22 protein-coding genes are annotated in these 21082 nt (G+C 67.5%); 13 read left to right on the top strand and 9 right to left on the bottom strand.

Going from position 1 to position 21082, the window contains the following annotated elements:
• The 9 genes from F627_RS0106700 (at window position 1) to F627_RS0106660 (ending at window position 8469) form a co-directional block, all read left to right on the top strand.
• Window positions 1-750, top strand: a complete 750-nt coding sequence (locus F627_RS0106700; protein ID WP_026280431.1) for a hypothetical protein — start codon at window positions 1-3, stop codon at window positions 748-750.
• Window positions 747-3884 (top strand): DUF2309 domain-containing protein, encoded by a 3138-nt coding sequence (locus F627_RS0106695; protein ID WP_019583626.1) that lies wholly within the window; start codon window positions 747-749, stop codon window positions 3882-3884. The genes F627_RS0106700 and F627_RS0106695 overlap by 4 nt, the downstream gene beginning before the upstream one ends.
• Window positions 3881-4207, top strand: coding sequence for a P-II family nitrogen regulator (locus F627_RS0106690; protein ID WP_018867364.1), 327 nt, complete (start codon window positions 3881-3883; stop codon window positions 4205-4207). The genes F627_RS0106695 and F627_RS0106690 overlap by 4 nt, the downstream gene beginning before the upstream one ends.
• Before the next feature lie 165 nt (window positions 4208-4372).
• Window positions 4373-4693, top strand: coding sequence for a rhodanese-like domain-containing protein (locus tag F627_RS0106685; protein ID WP_018867363.1), 321 nt, complete (start codon window positions 4373-4375; stop codon window positions 4691-4693).
• A 22-nt stretch (window positions 4694-4715) separates the two neighbouring features.
• Window positions 4716-5450: a glycosyltransferase gene (locus F627_RS0106680; protein ID WP_018867362.1), complete on the top strand. Its 735-nt coding sequence runs from the start codon at window positions 4716-4718 to the stop codon at window positions 5448-5450.
• Between the two features lie 84 nt (window positions 5451-5534).
• The gene (dapC, locus tag F627_RS0106675) at window positions 5535-6740 is read left to right on the top strand and encodes a succinyldiaminopimelate transaminase (protein WP_019583625.1); all 1206 of its coding nucleotides are present in this window, start codon (window positions 5535-5537) and stop codon (window positions 6738-6740) included.
• Window positions 6741-6760: 20 nt separating this feature from the next.
• Window positions 6761-7582, top strand: a complete 822-nt coding sequence (gene dapD, locus F627_RS0106670; RefSeq protein WP_018867360.1) for a 2,3,4,5-tetrahydropyridine-2,6-dicarboxylate N-succinyltransferase — start codon at window positions 6761-6763, stop codon at window positions 7580-7582.
• The gene (locus F627_RS0106665; RefSeq protein WP_019583624.1) at window positions 7575-7928 is read left to right on the top strand and encodes an arsenate reductase; all 354 of its coding nucleotides are present in this window, start codon (window positions 7575-7577) and stop codon (window positions 7926-7928) included. The genes dapD and F627_RS0106665 overlap by 8 nt, the downstream gene beginning before the upstream one ends.
• A 13-nt stretch (window positions 7929-7941) precedes the next feature.
• Window positions 7942-8469 carry a DUF2062 domain-containing protein gene (locus tag F627_RS0106660; protein ID WP_019583623.1) on the top strand — a complete coding sequence of 176 codons (528 nt, stop codon included), beginning with the start codon at window positions 7942-7944 and terminating at the stop codon, window positions 8467-8469.
• A 6-nt stretch (window positions 8470-8475) separates the two neighbouring features.
• Here F627_RS0106660 and F627_RS0106655 read toward each other — a convergent pair whose 3' ends face one another.
• From F627_RS0106655 to F627_RS0106645, 3 genes are read right to left on the bottom strand one after another with little or no spacing between them, the layout of a single operon-like run.
• Window positions 8476-8688 carry a hypothetical protein gene (locus F627_RS0106655; RefSeq protein ID WP_018867357.1) on the bottom strand — a complete coding sequence of 71 codons (213 nt, stop codon included), beginning with the start codon at window positions 8686-8688 and terminating at the stop codon, window positions 8476-8478.
• Complete coding sequence (locus F627_RS0106650) at window positions 8676-9455, bottom strand: type III pantothenate kinase (RefSeq protein ID WP_019583622.1); 780 nt, start codon at window positions 9453-9455, stop codon at window positions 8676-8678. Before F627_RS0106650 ends, F627_RS0106655 begins: the two co-directional genes overlap by 13 nt.
• Window positions 9448-10254 (bottom strand): biotin--[acetyl-CoA-carboxylase] ligase, encoded by an 807-nt coding sequence (locus tag F627_RS0106645; protein WP_019583621.1) that lies wholly within the window; start codon window positions 10252-10254, stop codon window positions 9448-9450. Before F627_RS0106645 ends, F627_RS0106650 begins: the two co-directional genes overlap by 8 nt.
• Window positions 10255-10394: 140 nt before the next feature.
• Here F627_RS0106645 and F627_RS0106640 point away from each other — a divergent pair, with 140 nt between their 5' ends.
• Window positions 10395-11114: a lytic transglycosylase domain-containing protein gene (locus F627_RS0106640; RefSeq protein WP_018875338.1), complete on the top strand. Its 720-nt coding sequence runs from the start codon at window positions 10395-10397 to the stop codon at window positions 11112-11114.
• Window position 11115: 1 nt separating this feature from the next.
• Here F627_RS0106640 and F627_RS0106635 read toward each other — a convergent pair whose 3' ends face one another.
• Together F627_RS0106635 and F627_RS0106630 are read right to left on the bottom strand one after the other, a co-directional pair.
• Window positions 11116-11436, bottom strand: coding sequence for a DUF2007 domain-containing protein (locus F627_RS0106635; protein WP_081618338.1), 321 nt, complete (start codon window positions 11434-11436; stop codon window positions 11116-11118).
• 48 nt (window positions 11437-11484) lie between these two features.
• The gene (locus tag F627_RS0106630) at window positions 11485-12102 is read right to left on the bottom strand and encodes a hypothetical protein (RefSeq protein ID WP_018867352.1); all 618 of its coding nucleotides are present in this window, start codon (window positions 12100-12102) and stop codon (window positions 11485-11487) included.
• A 465-nt stretch (window positions 12103-12567) separates the two neighbouring features.
• On the opposite strand from F627_RS0106630, the gene ppk1 reads away from it, so the two are divergent.
• Together ppk1 and F627_RS0106620 are read left to right on the top strand one after the other, a co-directional pair.
• The gene (gene ppk1, locus F627_RS0106625) at window positions 12568-14652 is read left to right on the top strand and encodes a polyphosphate kinase 1 (RefSeq protein ID WP_019583620.1); all 2085 of its coding nucleotides are present in this window, start codon (window positions 12568-12570) and stop codon (window positions 14650-14652) included.
• A gap of 128 nt (window positions 14653-14780) precedes the next feature.
• Window positions 14781-15992, top strand: a complete 1212-nt coding sequence (locus tag F627_RS0106620; RefSeq protein ID WP_019583619.1) for a response regulator — start codon at window positions 14781-14783, stop codon at window positions 15990-15992.
• A 284-nt stretch (window positions 15993-16276) separates the two neighbouring features.
• Here F627_RS0106620 and F627_RS0106615 read toward each other — a convergent pair whose 3' ends face one another.
• The 4 genes from F627_RS0106615 to egtD all read right to left on the bottom strand — a co-directional run bounded on the left by F627_RS0106615 (window position 16277) and on the right by egtD (window position 20206).
• On the bottom strand, window positions 16277-16783 hold the full coding sequence (locus F627_RS0106615) for a hypothetical protein (RefSeq protein WP_019583618.1): 507 nt from the start codon (window positions 16781-16783) through the stop codon (window positions 16277-16279).
• A gap of 380 nt (window positions 16784-17163) precedes the next feature.
• On the bottom strand, window positions 17164-18663 hold the full coding sequence (gene ppx, locus F627_RS0106610; RefSeq protein WP_019583617.1) for an exopolyphosphatase: 1500 nt from the start codon (window positions 18661-18663) through the stop codon (window positions 17164-17166).
• Window positions 18664-18665: 2 nt separating this feature from the next.
• The gene (locus tag F627_RS0106605) at window positions 18666-19178 is read right to left on the bottom strand and encodes a histidine phosphatase family protein (protein ID WP_019583616.1); all 513 of its coding nucleotides are present in this window, start codon (window positions 19176-19178) and stop codon (window positions 18666-18668) included.
• Window positions 19179-19183: 5 nt separating this feature from the next.
• A complete protein-coding gene (gene egtD / locus F627_RS0106600; RefSeq protein WP_019583615.1) occupies window positions 19184-20206 on the bottom strand; it encodes an L-histidine N(alpha)-methyltransferase in 1023 nt (340 codons plus the stop codon).
• A gap of 83 nt (window positions 20207-20289) precedes the next feature.
• Here egtD and egtC point away from each other — a divergent pair, with 83 nt between their 5' ends.
• A complete protein-coding gene (gene egtC / locus F627_RS0106595) occupies window positions 20290-21072 on the top strand; it encodes an ergothioneine biosynthesis protein EgtC (protein ID WP_018867345.1) in 783 nt (260 codons plus the stop codon).
• Window positions 21073-21082: the final 10 nt, after the last annotated feature.

Raw genomic sequence — 21082 nt, 5'->3', positions numbered from 1 at the left:
ATGTCAGTGTTTCTATTGATACTCGCCGCGTTCTTCCTGCCGCTCTTCCCGGCCACGATGCTGTTCACGCGGCTCGCCGTCAGCACCCAGCCTCTGCCGGTACGGCTCGCACTCGTCGTCTTCTGGCCCCAGATCGGGGTCGTCCTGATCCTCTGGGGCGAACTGGAGCCAGGTCCGATTCTCGCGACCTGGGCCGTGATGAGTGCGCTGTTCTACGCCTTCCGGATGCTGACCGTGCGCGAGGTCGGGCGCTGGAACGCCATGCTGGCCGTATCCGCCTGGCCCCTGGTCTGGCTCTACGCCCTGCAAACACCCGCGCCGGTTGATCTCGTCGCCGTGACGCTGGCACTGACCACCGCCCCGGTCCTGATGCTGGTGGTGCACGAAGCCCTCGTCGGACGCCTGGGAGCCGCCTACACGGGGCTCCACGGCGGTCTGGCACGCGATCTGCCGCGCCTCTCGGGGATCATTGTGGTGGCAACGCTCGCGGCAATGGCCCTGCCCTTGTTCCCCGGCTTCTTCGCCCTGCTGACCCTGCTGGGCAGTGCGCCCGTCGGCTTCGCCATTGGCATCCTGCTGATCTGGCTGCTATGGAGCTGGGCGGGGGCCCGTCTGCTGCAGGGCACGGTATTCGGTCCGCGCAGCGGACCCGTGGCTGCCGATCTGACCGCCCCCCGCGCATGGGGCTTCGCCGGTCTCGTCGTGGCCCTGACAGGCGCCGGGCTCATCTGGACCGGAGGTGCGCTGTGACCCTTTCCCTCGGCCGCCAGCTGAAGATCCGCTCGATGGTGCACATGGCCGCCGAGCCGATCCCCAACTTCTGGCCCATGCGCACCTTCATCCACCACAACCCGTTGCACGGGCTGGAGGACCACCCCTTCCCCGAGGCGATCGAGCGTGGCCGGGCCCTGTTCCACGGGCGCGGCTTCCTGGCCCGCGCCGACTACCAGTGGCTGCTCGCCGATGGCCGCATCGACCCGGATGCGCTGGACACAGCGATCGACCGGGCGCTTGGTGGCTATCCAGCCCTGCAGGCCACCGGTGGCCACGCGCTGATCCATACCCTGCTCACGCGGTGTCGCGAACCGGCCCGTCGACCGTGCGTGCTGGCCGCGGCGGAGGACGTGGCGGCCATCCTCGCCGGCGGTGTTCCATCCGCGGGGGACGGCGTGGATGTGGAACGCATCGAGGACATCCTGCGCCGAGCGTTCCCGCCGGAGCGACCACTCTACGAGGCGCTGGACCACCTCTACGACACCCGCATCGGCGAGACCCTGGACGAGCTCCTGATCAAGACCTGCCTCGACTTCTTCGACGAGGGCCAGTCCGCCTGGCCCATGCCCGGGCGCGAACAGGGCCTGTTCGCCGCCTGGAGCCAGCTTGCACAGCGCAACCTGCGGCTGTTCCTGCGCGGCCTGCACATCAAGAACATCCTGGATCAGAGCGACACCCCGGAGGGCATCATCGCCTTCGTCCTCGACGAACTCGGCATCCCCGAGTCGTCCTGGCCCGGGCTGATCGTGCGCGAACTCACCCATCTGCACGGCTGGGCCGGCTTTATCCGCTGGCGCGAACGGGCGCCTCGCTATCACTGGGCCCGCGAATATCCAGCGGACCTGGTCGACTTCCTGGCGATTCGCCTGGTGCTGGCACTGTCCCTGGTCCGCGAACACGCGCGGCGCCGTCGGATGCCACGCAACCGGTTCGAACTCGAGGCCCGGATTACCGAGCGCCCGGCGGAATCCTTCCTGCGCCACGAACTGTTCACCGGCGCCGTGCTGCCCACTCGGGCCGAGTCCGTCGAGGACGCAGTGGCGCGCGGTCGGCCGGCCGAAATCGCCCGGCTCATCGGGGCTTACATCCCCGAGAAGCGCCAGGCTGAAGCCGGGACCCAGGCTCGAGCCCTCAAGGAGCTGGCAGAGCGCGCCGGAACACCGAATGCCTTCCGCGAGCTCTCGCCGGAACGCCTGGCCAAGGTGCTGACGGAACTGGAGGCATTCGAACGGCGCGAGGGCATGATCTGGCTGGAGGCCATGGAGACAACCTACCGCCGCGCGCTGCTGTCACGCCTTCACCCGACTCCCGCGCCACCCCGCGAAAAGCGCCCCTTTGCGCAGATGCTGTTTTGTATCGATGTACGCTCGGAGCGCATTCGCCGCCAGCTCGAGACGCTTGGCGACTACCAGACCTACGGGATCGCCGGATTCTTCGGTGTCCCGGTCAGCTTTATCGCGCTGGGCAAGGGCAGCGAGGATCACCTGTGTCCCGTGCTGCTGACCCCGAAGAACCTGGTCCTCGAGGTGACGACCGGCGCCGAGAAACTGGAGACGGATCTGTATTCCTCGGCGGAACACCTGCTGCACGACCTGAAGCATTCGGTCCTGTCGCCCTACTTCACGGTCGAGGCCATTGGCCTGCTCTTCGGTTTCGACATGGTCGGCAAGACCCTCGCGCCGCGGCTCTACAATCGTTGGCGCCACCGCATCGAATCGGACAAGCCGTCCACCCGTTTGCTGGTCGACAAGCTCACCCGCGAACAGGCGGACTCGGTCGTTCGCGCGCTGCAGCGGGTCATCATCGTGGAGGCGATTCACAAGGAGTTCGGCATCGAGCGCGAATCGATCACCGACGCGATCATCCGCGAACTGCGCGAGGCGGCCCTGGGGCGCCACACGGGGCAGACCCACTTCGCGCAGGCGTTCGCCCTTGGCAAACGCGCCGAGGCGGATTTTATCCAGACCCTGCAACAGCGCTACCGCATCAATCGCTCGTATGCGCAGATGCAACTCGAACGCCTTGGGCGCATCGGCTTCTCCCTCGACGAGCAGACCTACTTCGTCGCCCAGGCGCTGCGCTCCATCGGGCTCACGGAACAGTTCTCCCGCTTCGTCATCCTGACGGGGCACGGCAGCCAGTCGCACAACAATCCCTACGAGTCCGCCCTCGACTGCGGTGCCTGCGGCGGGAGTCACGGCCTCGTCAGTGCCCGCGTCCTGGCGCATATGGGCAACAAGCCGGAGGTTCGCCGGCGCCTGCGGCACGAGGGCATCCACATCCCGGACGATGCCTGGTTCCTGCCGGCATTCCACAACACGACCAGCGACGCGATCGAGTTGCACGACCTGGATCTGCTCCCGGCCAGTCATCTCGTCTACCTCGAGCGCCTGCGCAACGGGTTGCAGGCAGCGCGGCGCCGCACCGCCGCGGAGCGGCTGCAGACCCTGCCGCCGGAGGGCGGGCCGGAACTCGAGCCCATCCAGGCCGCGCGGATGGCCCAGCGCAACACGGTGGACTGGACCCAGGTGCGGCCCGAATGGGGCCTGGCGCGCAACGCGGGCTTCATCATCGGGCGCCGCCACCTGACCGAGGGCAGCGACCTCGAGGGCCGTACCTTCCTGCACTCCTACGACTATCGCCTCGACCCGCGCGGGCGTCTGCTCGCGAATATCCTGACCGGCCCACTGGTGGTCGCCCAGTGGATCAACATGGAGCACTACTTCTCCACGGTCGACAACGAACACTATGGCAGCGGCAGCAAGGTCTACCACAACGTGGCGTGCCGCCTCGGTGTCATCACCGGCAACCTCAGTGACCTGCGAACCGGCCTCCCCGCCCAGACCGTACTGCGCGACGGCCGGCCCTACCATGACCCGATCCGCCTGTTGGCGGTCATCGAGGCGCCCTTTGAACACGCCCAGGCGGCGATCGACGGCGTCGCCAAGGTCCGGAGCCTGGTCACCAACGGATGGATCCTGGTAGTGATCCTCGACCCCGAGACCCACCGGATCCATCGCTTCGCGGACGGCCAGTGGCTGGAAGAGCCGCTGCCCGGGGCCGCTCATGGGCAAACCGATCCAACGGCTGCGGAGGAGACCCGCGCATGAACGACGTGAACCTGAATCCCCTCAAGAAGCTGGAGATCATTCTCGAGGGCGAACACCAGGCCTTTGCCACCGATCTGCTCGACCGAGCCGGCGTCAAGGGCTACACCATCATGGGCAACCTCTCGGGAAAGGGCAGCCAGGGCTTCCACGAAGGCCATCTGATGTTCAACGAGGACGACGTGCTGATCATGATCATCGCCGCCGTACCCGAGGAACTGGTCGAGCCGATCCTCGAGGGCTTCACCCCCTTCTTCAACCAGCACAGTGGCGTGATCTTCATCTCCGACATCCAGGTCAGTCGTCTGGTGAAATTCAAGGGCTGAAATCCACCCCCGGGCGGCTGCGGCGCTCCCGGGAACACCTGCTGTTCGACGGCCGGGGGTGGCCGGTTCACAGGCAACATGCCAATCCCTGGCGTGCATCCCGCCTCTTGCAATGCGCCACTCCCGAGGCCAGCCTGAGTCACTCCCCAGTCACGGTTCACCACCATGCGCCAGATGTCCCCCCGGGAATTGCACGACTATCTCTCGCAGGCAAAGAGCCCGCCGAAGCTGCTGGATGTGCGCGAGCCCTGGGAATTCCGGCACTGCCACATCGAGGGCTCGCAACTGCTCCCGATGGGCCAGATCCCGACGGCGTACCAGGACCTGAATCCGGAGGACGAGATCGTGGTGATCTGTCACCACGGCGTCCGCAGCCAGCAAGTCTGCGGCTTTCTGCAGCGGGTCGGGTTCAACAACGTGATCAACCTGTCCGGCGGCATTGATGCCTGGGCACGCGAGGTCGATCCCCACATGGCGACCTATTGATCAGAGCTCCCCTGGCCGCTGCGTGAGACGCGCACCCACCCTGTCGTTCATCATCCCGGCCTGGAACGAGGCCGAGTGGCTGCCACGAACCCTGACGGCCGTCCAGGAGGCCCTGTCGGGCCTTGATCGCCCCAGCGAGATCATCGTGGTGGACAACGCCTCCACGGACGCGACCCCGCAGATCGCGCAGCGCGCCGGCTGTCGCGTCGTCTTCGAGCCGGAACGCAGGATCAGCCGCGCCCGCAATGCCGGCGCGGAGGCCGCCAGCGGGGACTACCTGCTGTTCGTGGACGCCGACACCTGGCCGGATGGCGCCCTGCTGCAGGCTACCCTGAAAGCACTGGACAGCGGCCGCGTCTGCGGCGGCGGTGCCCGGGTGGCGTTCGACCACCTGAATCACCGCATCTACCGCTGGGGCGCGCGTACATGGAATACGCTCTCCGCGCGCCTGGGGCTGGCCGCGGGCTGCTACGTCTTCTCCACCCGCGAGGCGTTCACGGCGGTGGGCGGGTTCAGCGAGCGCGTGTACGCCGGGGAAGAGGTGTTCCTGTCCCGCGCCCTGCGCCGCTGGGGCCGGGCACACGGCCAGCGCGTGGAAATCCTGGACACGCCGGTCCTGACCTCCGGGCGCAAGGCGGACTGGTTCAACCCCGCGCGCCACCTCCTGGTCGTGTTGCAGGTCCTGCTGTTCCCCTGGAGCCTGCGCTCCCGCCGCCTCAGCTGGTTCTGGTATACCCGTCCGGGCAGTCGCGACTGAACGATCGCGGTGCCGTCGCCCCGTCGGGTTCGGTATACTGCGCGGTCTTTCGGTTCGCGCCCTGCAGAGGAACCCCCGGACGCCATGAATCCCCGCCTCGACCGGCTCCAGCCTTACCCGTTCGAACGCCTGCGGGCCCTGTTCGCGGACCTGCGCCAGCCGGAAGGGCTGGAGCCCATCGCGCTGTCGATCGGCGAACCGCGCCATGCGCTGCCGAGTTTCGTCGAACCCGCCCTGCGCGACGCCGTACAGGGTTACAACCACTACCCCACCACTCGCGGCGAACCGGCCCTGCGCGAGACGATCGCCGCCTGGCTGCAACGCCGGTTCAACTTGGATACCGTTAAGCCCGAGCGCCAGGTGCTGCCGGTCAGCGGTACCCGCGAGGCCCTGTTCGCGATCGGCCAGGCCGTCGTCGCGGAGAAGCCCGGGGCGCGCGTGCTGATGCCGAATCCCTTCTACCAGATCTACGAGGGTGCGGCCCTGCTGGCCGGGGCAGAACCGGCCTTCTACGACCTGGCGCCGGAGAACGGCTATCTACCCGACTTCTCCACGATCGACGTCGCCACCTGGGATGCGGTGCAGCTCGTCTACATCTGCAACCCGGGCAACCCGGCCGGCGCCTGCATGTCCGAGGCGGCGATGCAGGACCTGATCCGTCTGGCCGAACGCCATGACTTCGTAATTGCGGCCGACGAGTGCTACTCCGAGATCTATCACCCGGAGGCCACCCCACCCGCCGGCCTGCTGGGTGCCGCGGCGCGTATGGGTAATACCGGGTTCGAGCGCTGCATCGTGTTCCACAGCCTGTCCAAGCGCTCCAACCTCCCGGGGCTGCGCTCCGGGTTCGTGGCCGGCGATGCCGGGCTGCTGGACCGCTTTGCGCTGTACCGCACCTATCATGGCTGCACACTGCCGCCGCCCACCCAAGCGGTCAGTCGCGCGGCCTGGGCGGACGAGGCCCATGTGGAGCACAATCGCGCCCTGTACGCGCAGAAGTTCGCGGCGGTCGTCCCGCGTCTGCAGCCGATTCTCGAGGTCACCACGCCGGCCGCCGGCTTCTACCTCTGGCCACGGGTTCCCGATGGCGACGACGAGGCCTTTGCCCGCCGCCTGTACGCCGAGGCCGGGGTGACCGTGCTGCCCGGGCGCTACCTCTCGCGCAGCGACCCGACCTCCGGGCACAACCCCGGTGCCGGGCATGTCCGCATGGCCCTGGTCGCCGAGCCGGCCGCCTGTGTCGAGGCCGCCGAGCGCATTGCCAGCCTGTATGAATCCATTACCTATTAATACGTTGCAAGGAAAACCTCATGTCCGATATCCAGAGCACCATCGAAACCGCCTTTGAACGCCGCGCCGAGATCAACCCGCGCAACGTGGAGACCAATGTCCGCGATGCGGTGAACGAGGCGCTGGAGATGCTGGACACCGGCCGTGCCCGAGTCGCCGAGAAGAAGGGCGGCGAATGGGTGGTGAACGAATGGCTGAAGAAGGCCGTACTGCTGTCGTTCCGCATCTCGGAGAACGAGTTCATCAAGGGCGGCTTCACCAACTACTACGACAAGGTCCCGTCCAAGTACGCCGACACCTCCAGCCGTGACTTCCGCGAGGCCGGCGTGCGCGTCGTGCCGCCGGCCACCGCGCGCCGCGGGAGCTTCATCGCCCCCAACACGGTGCTGATGCCGTCCTACGTGAACATCGGTGCCTATGTGGATGAAGGCACGATGGTCGATACCTGGGCCACGGTCGGCTCCTGCGCCCAGATCGGCAAGAATGTGCATCTCTCCGGCGGCGTCGGGATCGGCGGCGTGCTGGAGCCGCTGCAGGCGGCCCCGACCATCATCGAAGACAACTGCTTCATCGGTGCCCGATCCGAGGTGGTCGAGGGCGTGATCGTCGAGGAAGGCGCGGTCATCTCCATGGGCGTGTATCTCGGCCAGTCCACCCGGATCTACGATCGCGAGAACGACGAGATCCTCTATGGCCGCGTACCGGCCGGCTCCGTGGTGGTCTCCGGCACCCTGCCCTCCAAGGACGGCAAGTACTCGCTGTACTGCGCGGTGATCGTGAAGCGCGTGGACGAGAAGACCAAGGCCAAGGTGGGTCTGAACGCCCTGCTGCGCGATGTCTGAGATCGCGCTCTTCGGGATCGCCAACTGCGATACCGTCCGCAAGGCTCGCCGGGCGCTGGACGCGGCCGGCGTGAGCGTTCGCTTCGTGGACGTTCGCAAGGACGGACTGGAGGAAGCCCGGGTGCGCGCCTGGGTCGAGGCGCTTGGCTGGGAGGCCCTGGTCAACCGGCGCGGCACGACCTGGCGCCAGCTTCCCGCCGAACAGCGCGACGGGCTGGACCGCGAACGCGCGATCGCCCTGATGCTCGAACACCCAGCCCTGATCAAGCGGCCGGTGATCGAACAGGGGGACGCGATCACGGTTGGCTGGACCCCCGACATCGCGGCCCGCTGGGGGGCTGCCTGAGGCCCTCGGCGGCATGCTGAGGCGGGCCGGTATTCGCTGGCGGGCGTTGCGCTGGCGCGCCCACCACTGGCTGGCCCGTCATCCCCGACTGCACACCGGCCTGCATGCCGCCGGGAGCATGAAGAGCGGCCCGGAGGCCATGGCCCGCGGGGTTGCCATCGGGCTGTTCATTGGCCTCACCCCGACGGTCGGCTTCCAGACCGTGCTGATGATCGTCCTCTGCATCGCGCTGGCCGGGAATTTCCCGACGGCCTTCGTGGCCTCGTTCGTCAGCAACCCCCTGACCACGGCCCCCCTGTACTGGGGCTACCACTCGCTGGGCGAGGCAGTCTTTCGCTACACGCCCCTGCTCACCCACGACCCGGACGCCTGGTACCTGCAGGGGATCGGCGACGAGATTACCTTCACGTTACTGGGCAGTCTGCTGATCGCCACGCCCACCGCTATGTCCGGCTACTGGATCTCCCATCAACTGTCCGCCGCCTGGCAGCGCCACCGGGACCGGCGGCGCGCCGAGCGGGCCCGGCGCCGCGGCCCCTAAGCCTCGTCACTCGGTCGCCTCCTCGGCGACCCCTTCCCCTGCCGGCGCGCCACTGGGTTCCGGCCATTCCAGCCGGACATCCAGCAACTCCACCGTGCCCCGGTCGCGCTCCAGGGGCGGTACGTCGGCGTAGGGGTCCGGATCCAGCCGGCCGTCGTGCCACACCCACACGAAGTACCCCAGGTTCAGCAGCGCGAGCGCCAGGATTAGCCAGCGCATCCGGCATCCTCCGCGAGCGACAGGGCCCATAGCCCGTCCAGAACCAGGTTGGGCACGATCCGAGATTCCTCGCGCAACAGCGGCGCCAGCCAGTAGGCATCCCCGCCGGTCAGCCAGCAGGGGGCCTCCTCGCCCAGCACGTCGCGGGAGCGCGCGATCAGCCCGTCCAGTGCCCCGGCCAGCCCCAGACCCCAGCCACGCTCCAGCGCATCCGCACTGTTCAGCCCGGGCGACGGGTCAAGGTCCTCGGGCCACTGCGTCGCCTCGCGCGGCGCGATACGATCGGCCAGACGGGGCTGCAGCGCCTCCCAGCCGAGCTGGCGCCCCGGCAGTATGTAGCCGCCTGCATGACACCCGCCCGCCTGCAACACGTCGACGGTGACCGCGGTTCCGGCATCCACCAGGATGACCGGCATATCGCCAACGGCCCGCGCCGCGACCAGCGCGCAGTACCGGTCCACCCCCAGCTGGCCGGCTGCGTAGTCGGTCCGCAGGCCGTTCGGCCCGGCAGCCGCAACCCGGACCGCGTGGACCGAGGCCGCCAGCCCGGCGCTGTCCAATTCCTCGGCGAACGCCGCCCCGCGATCACCCGCCACCCGCGAGACCCATACGGCGTCGATGGTCGAGTCCTGCGTCATGGATGCAAGGGCGCGGGCGCAGCCCGCGGGCTCCCGGGCCGCGCCGGAGCCCAGCACGTCGCCATCCCGGCTGCGCACCTGCCATTTCACCCGGCTACTGCCGATATCCACCAGCGCAACGTCAGACATGTTCACGACTCCGTACCGAAACCTCGCCCGAGTGCAGATACCGCACCGATCCGTCCGCGAACGCCGCCACCAGGCAGCCGCTGGCCGGATCGATCCCCTGCGCCCGGGCCTGCGCTCCATCGTCCAGCAGCTCGATGGCCTGCCCCCGCAACAGATCGAGCCGCTCCAGCTCGGACTCCAGCGGGGCCACGCCCTCGCGCACCATAACGGGATGCAGGCGGCAAAGCCGGTCGACCACCCGCGCGGCCAGTTCCAGGCCGTCCGGCGCCCCACCCGGACAATGACTGGCAAGATCGGTAACCGTGCGGTCCAGTTCCAGTGTATCCGCGGCCTCGCGATTCATCCCGATCCCGACCACCAGCCGGCCCGGCCGCTCCCGACGGGGTGCCCGCTGCTCCATCAGGATTCCGCCGAGCTTGGCGCCCTGGATCATCAGGTCATTGGGCCACTTGAGCCGCACGGACTCCAGACCCAGCCCCTCCAGGGCCTGGATTACCCCGATCCCCGCCCCCACCGGATAGGCGGGCGGCACCGGTCCCCGCGCGATGGGCCACGCCAGCGACAGGGCGAGGCTGGCGCCGGGCCGCGACTGCCAGGCCCGACCCCGCCGGCCGCGACCCGCGGTCTGGCTGCGTGCCACGCAGACAAGCGGTCGCTCATCGTCCGTGGCAGCCGCCTCCAGGAGATAGCGGTTGGTCGAATCGACCGATTCCAGGACCTCGACCCAAGGTGCGGCGACGTCGCTGCCCGCCAGCAGGCCATCGACGCGCTCTTTCAGCCATGCACTTTCCGGCGCCATAATGCAGACTGTGAACGAAGTCTCGGTCATCGGGATCGGTACTCGGCCAGGGGACAGGGTTGGATACCAGGGATACGCAGAGCAAAGCCAGGCACCATGGTAAGCATTCCGCCCGGACGGCGCTGCTACTGCTGGTACTGGTGGCAGGGCTGGTCGCGGGCGGAACCAGCGCGGCCGAGCTGTACAGCTACCGCGATGCCTCCGGTGCCCGCGTCCTGACCGACGAACGGCCCCAGGGTATCCCGTACGAAACTATCCGCTCGCCCGCGAGCACGGGCACGGGGACCCCGTCCACGGGCGGCGACTGGTCTCCCAGCCAGATCTTCGTGTTCGAGGGCCCGGGCGGTGAACGCCTGGTCACCAACCAGCATCGCCAGGACAGCGGCATGGAACTGGTCGCCACCTACGGCCGCCCCACCGCGCGCGCCCGCTGCGGCGAGCGCGCCCGCCAGGCGCTGGCCACCGGCGGTGGCGAGTTCGCGGACCTGATTCGTACGGCCGCCACCCGCAAGGGCCTCGACCCTGCGCTGGTCCAGTCGGTCATTCACGTGGAATCCTGCTTCGATCCGCAGGCGGTCTCGCGGGTGGGCGCCCACGGCCTGATGCAGCTGATGCCCGCGACCGCGGCCGATCTCGGGGTCACCGACCGTTTCGATCCGGCCCAGAACATCAACGGCGGCACACGCTATCTGGCCGCGATGCTCGAGCGCTTCGAGGGGAATCTGGATCTCGCCCTGGCCGCCTACAACGCCGGCCCCGGCGCGGTGGAGCGCCACGGCGGCGTCCCGCCATTCCGCGAGACACAGACCTACATCCAGCGCATCCGCTCGCAGTACACCGGCAACGGACGACCGAACTGAATCAGTCTTTGGGCTTGTCGCGCCCGCAGTTCCAGCACTGGGTGAACTGCGGCTCGATCACCTCGCCGCAGCGCGGGCACTTCCAGTCCCGGCCGTCGTGTTCCGGCTCGCCCTCCAGGTACTCCAGGATCAGGGCTCGCGCCTCCTCGGCCTGCTCCTCGTGCACCACCATGATGCGCGCCCAGGTCTCGGTTGGCGGGACCTCCCCCGCCGCGCCCATGAGCCCGGCCTGGTTCACGTACGCCGGGATGCCGGCCTCTTTCAGCAGGTCCTCGATGAACCCGGCCATCACGGGGTCGGCGGCGGAATAGACAGTCCTCATGGCCGCGACCGTAGCACGCGCGGCAAATCCGACGCAGCGGGCCTACCCCTACTGCACAGTGCCCTGATTGGCCGCCTGGAAGTATTCCATCGCCTTCTGGATTGCGAAGAACGGGGCTTCCTCGAGCGCGGTACGGGTGTGCGGCAGGTTGATGTCCGCGTGGTACTTGCGCATGGCCAGGACATGAATCGGCAGCTCGCGCGCGAACATCGGGTTTTCGAAGTTGAAGTACTGGCCCAGCCCCAGCACCAGATCCTGGCGCTCGTCGGCCGTCAGGCTCTCGGGGGACACCCGGACATCCGGGAGCTGCCCGGCCTGGCCGTCGACCGATACGACCACCTGGCGATCCCCGTCGGCCGCGGCCGGCACGGAATCTCCGTTCACCAGCTGCAGGTTCTCCGACAGGTCCAGGTACCCCTTGGACAGGATATGCCCATGCGGCTGGAACACCTTGCTGGACATGTTGACCGCCCAAAGTTCCATGGTCTCCTTGAGGTCCTGGGCCGCCTGCACCTCGCCCAGGGCGAACAACTGCTGGGCGTAAACGATATCCCACACCCAGACCTGGCCGTATTCGGGCAGCTCGCCCTCGACGGCCAGCGAGACCTTGCGCAGCTCGGGCTGCGATTCGTCGCGCGCATGCAGTGTCAGGGTAAATTCGGCCAACGGACTTCTCCTTACGGCAGCGCCACTCGCGCTGCATGATCAAGGCCCGGATTATAGTCGCCTGTACCCACCCGCCGCAGTTCAGGCACGTCGCCCGGGGACTTCGGCCACGCCTGCCCCCCATTCACGGAACTGACATAATGTCGGAGGGGAACACTGGTTAATCTACACATTCGCGTTGGTGCCTCATGTTTCCCGAGACAAGGCGCGGTGCGCAGCCGGTAGTGGGGCTACCGGTAAGCGCCGCAACGCTGCATCGGGGAACATGGGGCACCAACCCCACAAACTATTGAACGCAGGGGCTCGGCCGATTTTGCGCGCGCACGGCGTTGCGGTTCCCTTGTGCAGAATGACTGCACGGCAGTCACCGCGCCTTGTTCGCACGCAAAATCGACTCGAGCGCGAACGTGTAGATTAACCAGTGTTCCCCTAGACTCGCGGGTCCATTCCTGCCGCGAGTCGTGCATGCCGGATGCCGACGTGACCCAGACCGATCTGTTCCTCAATCGCGAGCTGTCCCTGCTGGAATTCAACCGCCGGGTCCTCGCGATCGCCCAGGACCCCGCCTTCCCGCTGCTCGAACGCCTGCGCTATCTGAGCATCTCCTCCACCAACCTGGACGAGTTCTTCGAGGTCCGCGTGGGCTCGCTGCGCCAGCAGGTCGAACTGAACGTGCAGGCCCCCGGTCCGGATGGTCTGTCCGCTGCCGAGCAGCTGCGCCAGATCGCCCCGCGTGCGCACGACCTGGTGGAGGAGCAGTACCGCACCCTGAACGATGAACTGATCCCGGCGCTGGCAGCCGAGGGCATCCACTTCGTGCGTCGCACCCACTGGAGCTCCGCGCAGCAGGAATGGGTGCTGCAGTATTTCCGCGAACAGCTGCAGCCGGTCCTGACCCCGATCGGCCTGGACCCGGCGCATCCCTTTCCGCGCATCCTGAACAAGAGCCTGAACTTCATCGTCACGCTGAAGGGCAAGGACGCCTTCGGCCGCGAGTCCGGCCGCGCCGTGGTGCAGGCACCGCGTTCTCTCCCGCGTCTGGTGCGCCTCCCGCGGGAGGTCGCCAGCGGCGACAACGACTTCGTCCTGCTGTCGTCCATCCTGCACGCCCATGTCGACGAACTGTTCCGCGGGATGAAGGTGACCGGCTGCTACCAGTTCCGGCTGACCCGCAACTCCGACCTGTTCGTGCAGGAAGAGGAGATCGACGACCTCCTGAACGCCCTGGAGGGCGAACTGCCCCAGCGCAACTACGGCGCCGGCGTGCGGCTGGAGGTCGCGGACAACTGCCCGCAGGAGGTCGCCGATTTCCTCCTGCAGCAGTTCCATCTGGACCCCGACGACCTGTATCAGGTCACCGGCCTTGTGAACCTGAACCGGCTGATGGCGGTGCACGAACTGGTCGACCGCCCGGACCTCAAGTTCCCGCCCCTGGTCCCGGCCCTGCCTCGCGTGGACGCCAGCGGCAGCGGCATCTTCGCCTGCATCCGCGAGCAGGAGCTATTGCTGCATCATCCGTACCAGTCGTTCATGCCGGTGGTGGATTTCCTGCGCCAGGCCGCGGCCGACCCGCGGGTACTGGCCATCAAGCAGACCCTGTACCGCACGGGCACCCGCTCGCCCCTGGTCGAGACCCTGATCGAGGCGGCGCAGGCCGGCAAGGAGGTCACCGTCGTGATCGAGCTGCGGGCGCGCTTCGACGAGGCCGACAACATCGAGCTGGCCAACCGCATGCAGGATGCCGGGGTGCATGTGACCTACGGCGTGGTCGGCTACAAGACCCACGCCAAGCTGGCCCTTGTGGTGCGCCGGGATGGCGACCAGATTACCCGCTACGCCCACCTCGGCACCGGCAACTATCACTCGGGCACTGCCAAGGCCTACACCGATTTCGGCCTGCTGACGGCCGACCCCGTGCTGACCGAGGACGTCCACCGCGTGTTTCTCCAGCTGACCGGGCTCGGCAAGGTGACCCGGCTGCGCCAGCTCATCCAGGCCCCCTTCCGCCTGCACGACGCGATGCAGGAGAAGATCGAGCGCGAGATCGAGAACCACCGGGCCGGCAAACCGGCGCGCATCGTCGCGCGCATGAACTCCCTGAACGAGGCCACCATCATCCAGGCCCTGTACCAGGCCTCGCAGGCCGGTGTGCTCATCCAGCTGATCGTGCGCGGCATCTGCAGCCTGCGCCCCGGGGTCCCCGGCATATCGGAAACCATCGAGGTGCGCTCGGTACTTGGCCGCTTCCTCGAACACTCGCGGGTGTTCTACTTCGAGAACGCCGGCAACCCCGAGGTGTTCCTTTCCAGCGCCGACTGGATGCCGCGCAACTTCTTCCGCCGCGTCGAGGTGGCTTTCCCGGTGCGCGACCCGGAGCTGCGCGACCGCGTGGCCGAGGAATCCCTGTTCAACTACCTGCGCGACACCGCCACCGCCTGGTCCCTGCAACCGGACGGCAGCTACACCCGCATTCGGCCCGCAAACGACCAGGCCCCCTACTCCGCACAGGAGGTCCTGGCGGCCCGGCTGGCGGGGTCTACCGCCGGCTGACGCGACACCCATGGCCGGCGCGGGGCACCCGGTCGTGGGACTTCGCCGGTCCCCGCTTGACCCCATCCTTCGGACAACCGAACCTGAAGGTCACAACCTCCCTGTGGGCGCGAGCATCCGGACCCCCTATGAAGATCCTGATACTGGAAGACGAAGATCTCATGGCGGATCTCCTGAAGACGCTCGTTCGCGGCCTTTATCCCGATTCCGACATCTTCCACGCGCGCTCCATTACCGAGGCCCTGCGACGTTGGCGCGAGAAACACCACGACCTCGTGCTGTCGGACCTGTCGCTGCCCGACGGGAACGGGCTGGACTTCCTGCGACGGGCGGCCATCGATGGCCGCGTCACGCCCATCGTCATCATCACCGCGAACCCGGACCGTAAGAGTGTCCAGCGCGCCGCTCGCTACGGCGTCCGGGGTTTTATCTCCAAGCCCTTCGAGGCGGAACTGGTGCATGACCGTCTGCAAGCGATACTGGCTACGGGAGCGACTACCGCCGAGTCCCGCGAAGAAGCCGAGGGCGAGCCGGAGGCGCCCGCCCTGGAAAACGCCCTGCAACAGGCCGAATCCGGTGAGCTGAGACTGCCTACACCGATCGATCTTGACGCACTGCGGGAATTGAGGGCGCGGGCCGACACACTCTCGCTGTCCGAACTGGAGAAGGCCTGGCAGGACATTCCATCCCTGGTCACGCGCCTGATCGATGCATCCAACGGCAGTGCTCTGAGGCGCACCGACACCCCCAATACCTCGCTACGCGACGCCCTGCAGGTTCTGGGCATCCCCACCGCCCTGAATCTGGCAATGGCCATGGCCCTCGATCTCACCACCACACTTCAGGACCCCAACCTCCAGACCCGCGCCCGGCATTACCAGGAACAGAGCGAGCGCATGGCCCACCAGGCCGCGGCCCTGGGTCGCAGCCTGCGGGCGGACGCCAGCCTTTGCTTTACCGCCGGACTGATGCATCGCCTGGGCGAGCTCGCGGTCATCGCCACGGCACAGCGCTGCGTCCTTCAGGGCTGCACCCTCGACCCAGCCGCCCTGGATACGGCGCTTGCGGGGGACTGGCCCGCTCGAATGGCCGTAGCGCTGAAATCGCGTCTGCGCCTTTCTCTCCCGTTAAAGCAGATGATTGGGGCCGCCCACGGCTTCGGTCTGGGCAGCGGCCACATTCATCTCCCCATCATGCGCACCGCCTTCTTGCTGACCAATGGGGCGGCGGACTCCGCCGAATGCCAGAAGCTACTGGGGCGCCTTGGTCTGTCGGACCAGGACACAACAGGCGGCATACCCGCTCAGCAGGTCTCGCTCCAGAGAAATGCTGATGGGTGAACACGCTCGCGTGGGCACCCCGAGCCCCCGAGGCAGGGGTCACACAGCCGTTAGCGCCTCCACCCCCGTTCTATAAACCCTCGGGGCGCAATGCAGGGTCGGGGAACCTGGAGTACAAGCCCCAAACGTGAGTGAATACAGGGGCACATGCGCCGCACACCATCGGGCCGCACACGCGTGCGGCACCCTCCCGGAACCGAGGCGCTCCTGAACCCAATCCTCTTGTTCCCGATGCAGAGGGTCGCTGGGTTCCCTACCCGTTCACAACACACCTGGTAAGCGCCTCAGCTCCCGTGGTTTTTTGTATCCGCTTCACTTTGACGCTCGGAGCGCGGCACATCATGCAGTCCGCCCAGCAGGGTGACCTCGGCGTCGCCATGACGCAGCAGGTCCTGCAACAGCACCACGATCCCGGCCACGCAGAGGAACAGCCCGAAGTTCAGTCCGATCGACTGCACATGGCGGAGCACAAAGAAGAACTCCGCCTCCTGCGCCGGAATCCACAGGATCGGCGCCATCACCCCCAGCAACGCCACGAATGCATACACCATGAAACGGATAAAGTGCACCGGTACCCGCCGTATGCTCAGGCCGTACACGATGGTGGCCACGATCAGCACACTCGCCGGCGCCTGAACCGCGATCATGGCCCGGTCGGTGATGAACACGTACCGGCCCTCCTCGTAGGTGGCTTCGCTGAGCCCGCCGAACATGGCCACCAGCAGGGCGTTTCCGACCACATACACCAGACTGAGCAGGAAGGGCAGTGCCAGCAACCGGTTGTGCCGCATCAACCGGAACCCCGTAGCCGACCACCAGATGCCGATCCACAACGGCACCGACAGCACCTAGGGCAACACTGATTAATGTGCACGCTCGCGTTGGCATCCCAGGTTCTCCGAGACCAGGCGCGTCGCGCAGCGGGTAGTGGTTCTACCCGCAAGTGGCGCAACGCAGGATCGGGGAACCTGGGGTGCCAACCCCGAAGGGGCTCGGCCGCTTTTGCGCGGGAACGGCGTTGCGGCTCCCTTGTGCAGAATGACTGCACGGCAGTCACCGCGCCTTGTTCGCACGCAAAAGCGACTCGAGCGCGAGCGTGCACATTAATCAGTGTTGCCCTAGATCCAGACCACCAGCGTCAGCATTGCATCCATCCTTTCCGAATCCGCCGTCAGGCGTACTCGAGTTGCAGTGCGTGGCGGGCCCATTCCTCGCGCTCGGCGTCGAGGTCGGCCCGTGTCAGGGGATGGGCATCCAGCCATCCCGTCGCAAAGCTCAGTGCGAGGCCGTCCGTCGTCGCCTCGATACGCTCCAGCGGCACCGGATCGGGTGCCCGCGAGCGATGCAGCAGCACGGCCAGGCGCAACAGCACCGCCATATACCGGAAGGCGCCCGCACGATCCTCACGCACATCGCCCAGAAGCTTGGGTTTCAGGCTCCGCCGGTGCAGGCGCACCAGCAGTGCAAGCTCCGCCTGCTCCGGCTGCGAGAACCCGGGCAGGTCGGCCCATGTGAGGATGTATTCACCGTGCTTGTGGTACTTGCTGTGGGCCAGGGCGAGGCCGATCTCGTGCAGCTCGGCAGCCCAGTCCAGACGCTCGGCGTCGTCCCCGTCCAGCCCCCAGGCCGCGCGCACCGCGGTGACCAGGCGTGCCACCGTGGCCTGGACGCGCTCGGCCTGGGCCGGGTCCACCGCAAAGCGCCGGCGCAGATGATGAATGGTGCGCCCGCGCACGTCCTCGTGCCGGAAGCGACCCAGCAGGTCATGCACCACTCCCTCGCGCAGCGCCCCGTCGGAGGGATGCAGGCGTTCGATGCCCAGCGCCTCGAACGCGCCCAGCAGGACCGCCAGTCCGCCGGCGATGACCGGCGCCCGCTCTGCCGCCAGGCCGGGGAACTCCAGCCCGTCGATCGAGCCCTGCTCGATCAGTGCGTCCCGCAGACGCTCGAGGGCCTGCCGGTCCATGCCCGGCGCCGGGTCCAGGCCCGACTCCTGCACCATGCGATCCAGCGCGAGGATCGTGCCCGAGGCCCCGAGTGCCTGATTCCATCCCTCGGCCCGGTAGGCGCTGGCAATCGGCTGCAGTTCCTGCTCCGCTCGCAGTCGGGCGGCATCGAAGGCCTTGCGACTCAGCTTGCCGTCGGCGAAGAAGCGCCGGGTAAAGGTCACACACCCCATCTCGAGGCTCTCGGCCAGGACCGGCTCGAAGCGTTCCCCGATAATGAACTCGGTGCTGCCGCCGCCGATATCCATCACCAGGCGCCGGCCACTGTCATCCGCCAGCGTGTGGGCCACGCCGAGGTAGATCAGCCGTGCCTCCTCGCGCCCGGCGATGATCTCCACCGGATGTCCGAGGGCGTGCTCCGCCGACCGCAGAAAGGCCCGGCTGTCATGCATCTGGCGCAGCGTGTTGGTCCCAACGACCCGCACATGACCGCGCGGCAGCTGACGCAGCCGCTGGCCGAAACGATCCAGGCAGTCCAAAGCCCGCTGGGCGACCTCCGGATCCAGCTGTCCCTGATCGTCGAGGCCGCTGGCAAGCCGCACCATCTCCTTGAGCCGGTCCACCTTCAGGACCTCGCCATCCTGGCGCCGAGCCACAATCATGTGAAAGCTGTTGGATCCCAGATCGACGGCCGCAACCGTCTCCGTATGGTGAGCCTCCTGCATGCCTAATGCGCCTCCCCATCGGCCAGCCGTTCGAGGACCCGCCGCGGGAGGTGCCAGACAAGGCGCATCGGTCCCGGCAGCGAACCCGCCAGCCCGCAGGCATCGCCCTTGCCCATATGCACCAGACTCCGCCCTCCGGGCGCGCCCAGCAAGCAGCTGGCCAGGAGCGACAGGTCGGGCTCGTGGCCCACCAGCACCAACCCGCCATTCGTCGGCAGGTTCCGGGCCAGGGCTTCGACCTCCAGCCCGGCGGGTTGTCCCGGAGCCAGCCATTTCTTCTGTCGCACCGGTACATCCAGCGCCTGGGAAAGGGGGATCGCCGTCTGTCGGGCGCGCAGATAGGGGCTGCACAGGAGCTCCACGGAAGCCGGTAGCAGATCGCCCAGCGCCTGGGCCATGCGCACCGCGCTGACCTGCCCCTTTGCGGTCAGCGGCCGGTCACGATCGGCCCCGTCCCAGTCGCCGGGATTACCGGCCTGGGCATGCCGCACCAGCACCAGCCGCGGTTCCCGCATGCCGATCAGGCCGCCCCGGGCCGCAGCAGAAACAGGGAGTACCACGCCTCGGGCGCCGACCACTCGGCCTCGTGTTCCATCCCCGCCGCCGCCACCAGACCATCGACCGCCTCGCGGCTGAACTTGCGCGATATCTCGGTGCGGATAATCTCGCCTGCCGCGATCTCCAGGCGAGCCTCGGGCTCCGAGACCTGCACGACCTGGTCGCGACGCGCCACCAGGTGCATCTCGATCCGCGAATGCTCTTCCACGAAGGGCGCGCGGTGATCGAACCCCTCGGGGTCGAAATCCGCCCCCAGCTCGGTATTCAGCACCGACAGCAGATTCAGATTGAACGCCGCGGTGACCCCCGCCGCATCGTTGTAGGCCGCCTCCAGCACCGGACGCGGCTTGACCCGGTCCAGCCCCAGCAACAGGCGATCCTCCGCATTCATGGTCGCGCGGATCCGGGTCAGCAGGGCGGCGGCCTCTGGGTCCTCGAAATTCCCCAGACTGCTGCCGAGAAAGGCGAACAGTCGGGGACCGTCGCCGCGCGCGCCGGAGACCTCGCCCAGGTGGCCCAGGGCCGCCGCATAGTCGCCGCACAGACTGTCCACCCGCAGTTGATCGAAGCGCTGCAAGAGCCGCTCGCCCGCCTCGTCCAGGATCTCGCTACACACGTCATTGGCGACGTAATGGGGCGCCGCCAGGCGCCGCTCCAGGGCGGCCAGCAGGTATTCGGTCTTGCGCGAGGTCCCGCTGCCCAGCTCGAACAGCGTCCGGGCGCCGGATGCGTCCACGATCGCATCGGCATGACGCTCCAGGAGCTCGGCCTCCAGGCTGGTCGGGTAGTATTCCGGCGTGTCGCAAATCGCATCGAACAGCTGCGAACCCCGTGCATCGTAGAAGTACTTCGGCGGCAGGGATCGCGGTGGCTCGAGCATCCCCGCGCGGAAATCGGCCAGTAACTCGGCGTGGGCATCGCGTTCTTCCACCACCCGGCGGCTGTAACGGGAGGAAACGGGTACAGCGCAGGCGTCGGCGGACATGCGGGCTTCCGTATCAAGAGGGTTTGCGGCACGCTAGCATGAAACCACCGACGTCCCAACTGCCCCCAGGGAAGCCCGGATCAATGTGCCGACACCTCGCTTATCTGGGTCCTCCGATCACGCTGCGCAGCCTGATCCTGGATCCCCCCCACAACCTGATCGAACAGGCCATGGCGCCCCAGGAACTGGTGTACGCGCGGGTCAATGCCGATGGCTTCGGCTTCGGCTGGTTCGGGGCCGGGGGCATGGCGCGCCATTACCGCCGAGCCGACCCGCTCTGGCAGGATCCCAATCTGGAAGATCTGGCCAGCGACATGACCCAGCCCCTCTGGATTGCGGCCATCCGCAGCGCAACCCCCGGCTTCGGGGGCGACTCGGTTAATGCCCAGCCGTTCGCTCGGGACGGCCTGCTGTACAGCCACAACGGCCTGATCAGCCGCTTCCGGCCGGATGTGCGGCGCCAGATCCAGAACATCCTCAGCCACGAGATCGAAGCCAGCATCGAGGGCACAACCGACTCGGAACACCTGTTCGCGCTGGTGCGGCAGTACCTGGCCGATGACGAGAACGCCACGCTGGAAGGCGCCCTCGGCGAGGCGTTCTCGACCATCGAGGCCTGGCTGGGCACGGATACCGCCCTGCTGAACGTGATCCTGTCCGACGGACGCCGCATCATCGCCAGCCGCCACGCGATCAACGCGCCCTGCCCCAGCCTCTACTACACCACCGATGACGAGACGTTCCCCGAAGACAGCGTGGTCGTGGCATCGGAACCGCTGACGGATCGCGAGCGCTGGCGCCCGGTGCCATCCGGCCACCTGCTGATCCTGGATCCCGACGAACCGCCGGAACTCCTGGCCTTGTAACGCGCTCCAC

The organism is Thioalkalivibrio sp. ALE16 (genome assembly GCF_000381305.1).
GTDB lineage: Bacteria > Pseudomonadota > Gammaproteobacteria > Ectothiorhodospirales > Ectothiorhodospiraceae > Thioalkalivibrio.
This window is presented reverse-complemented; position numbering and strand designations above follow the sequence as displayed.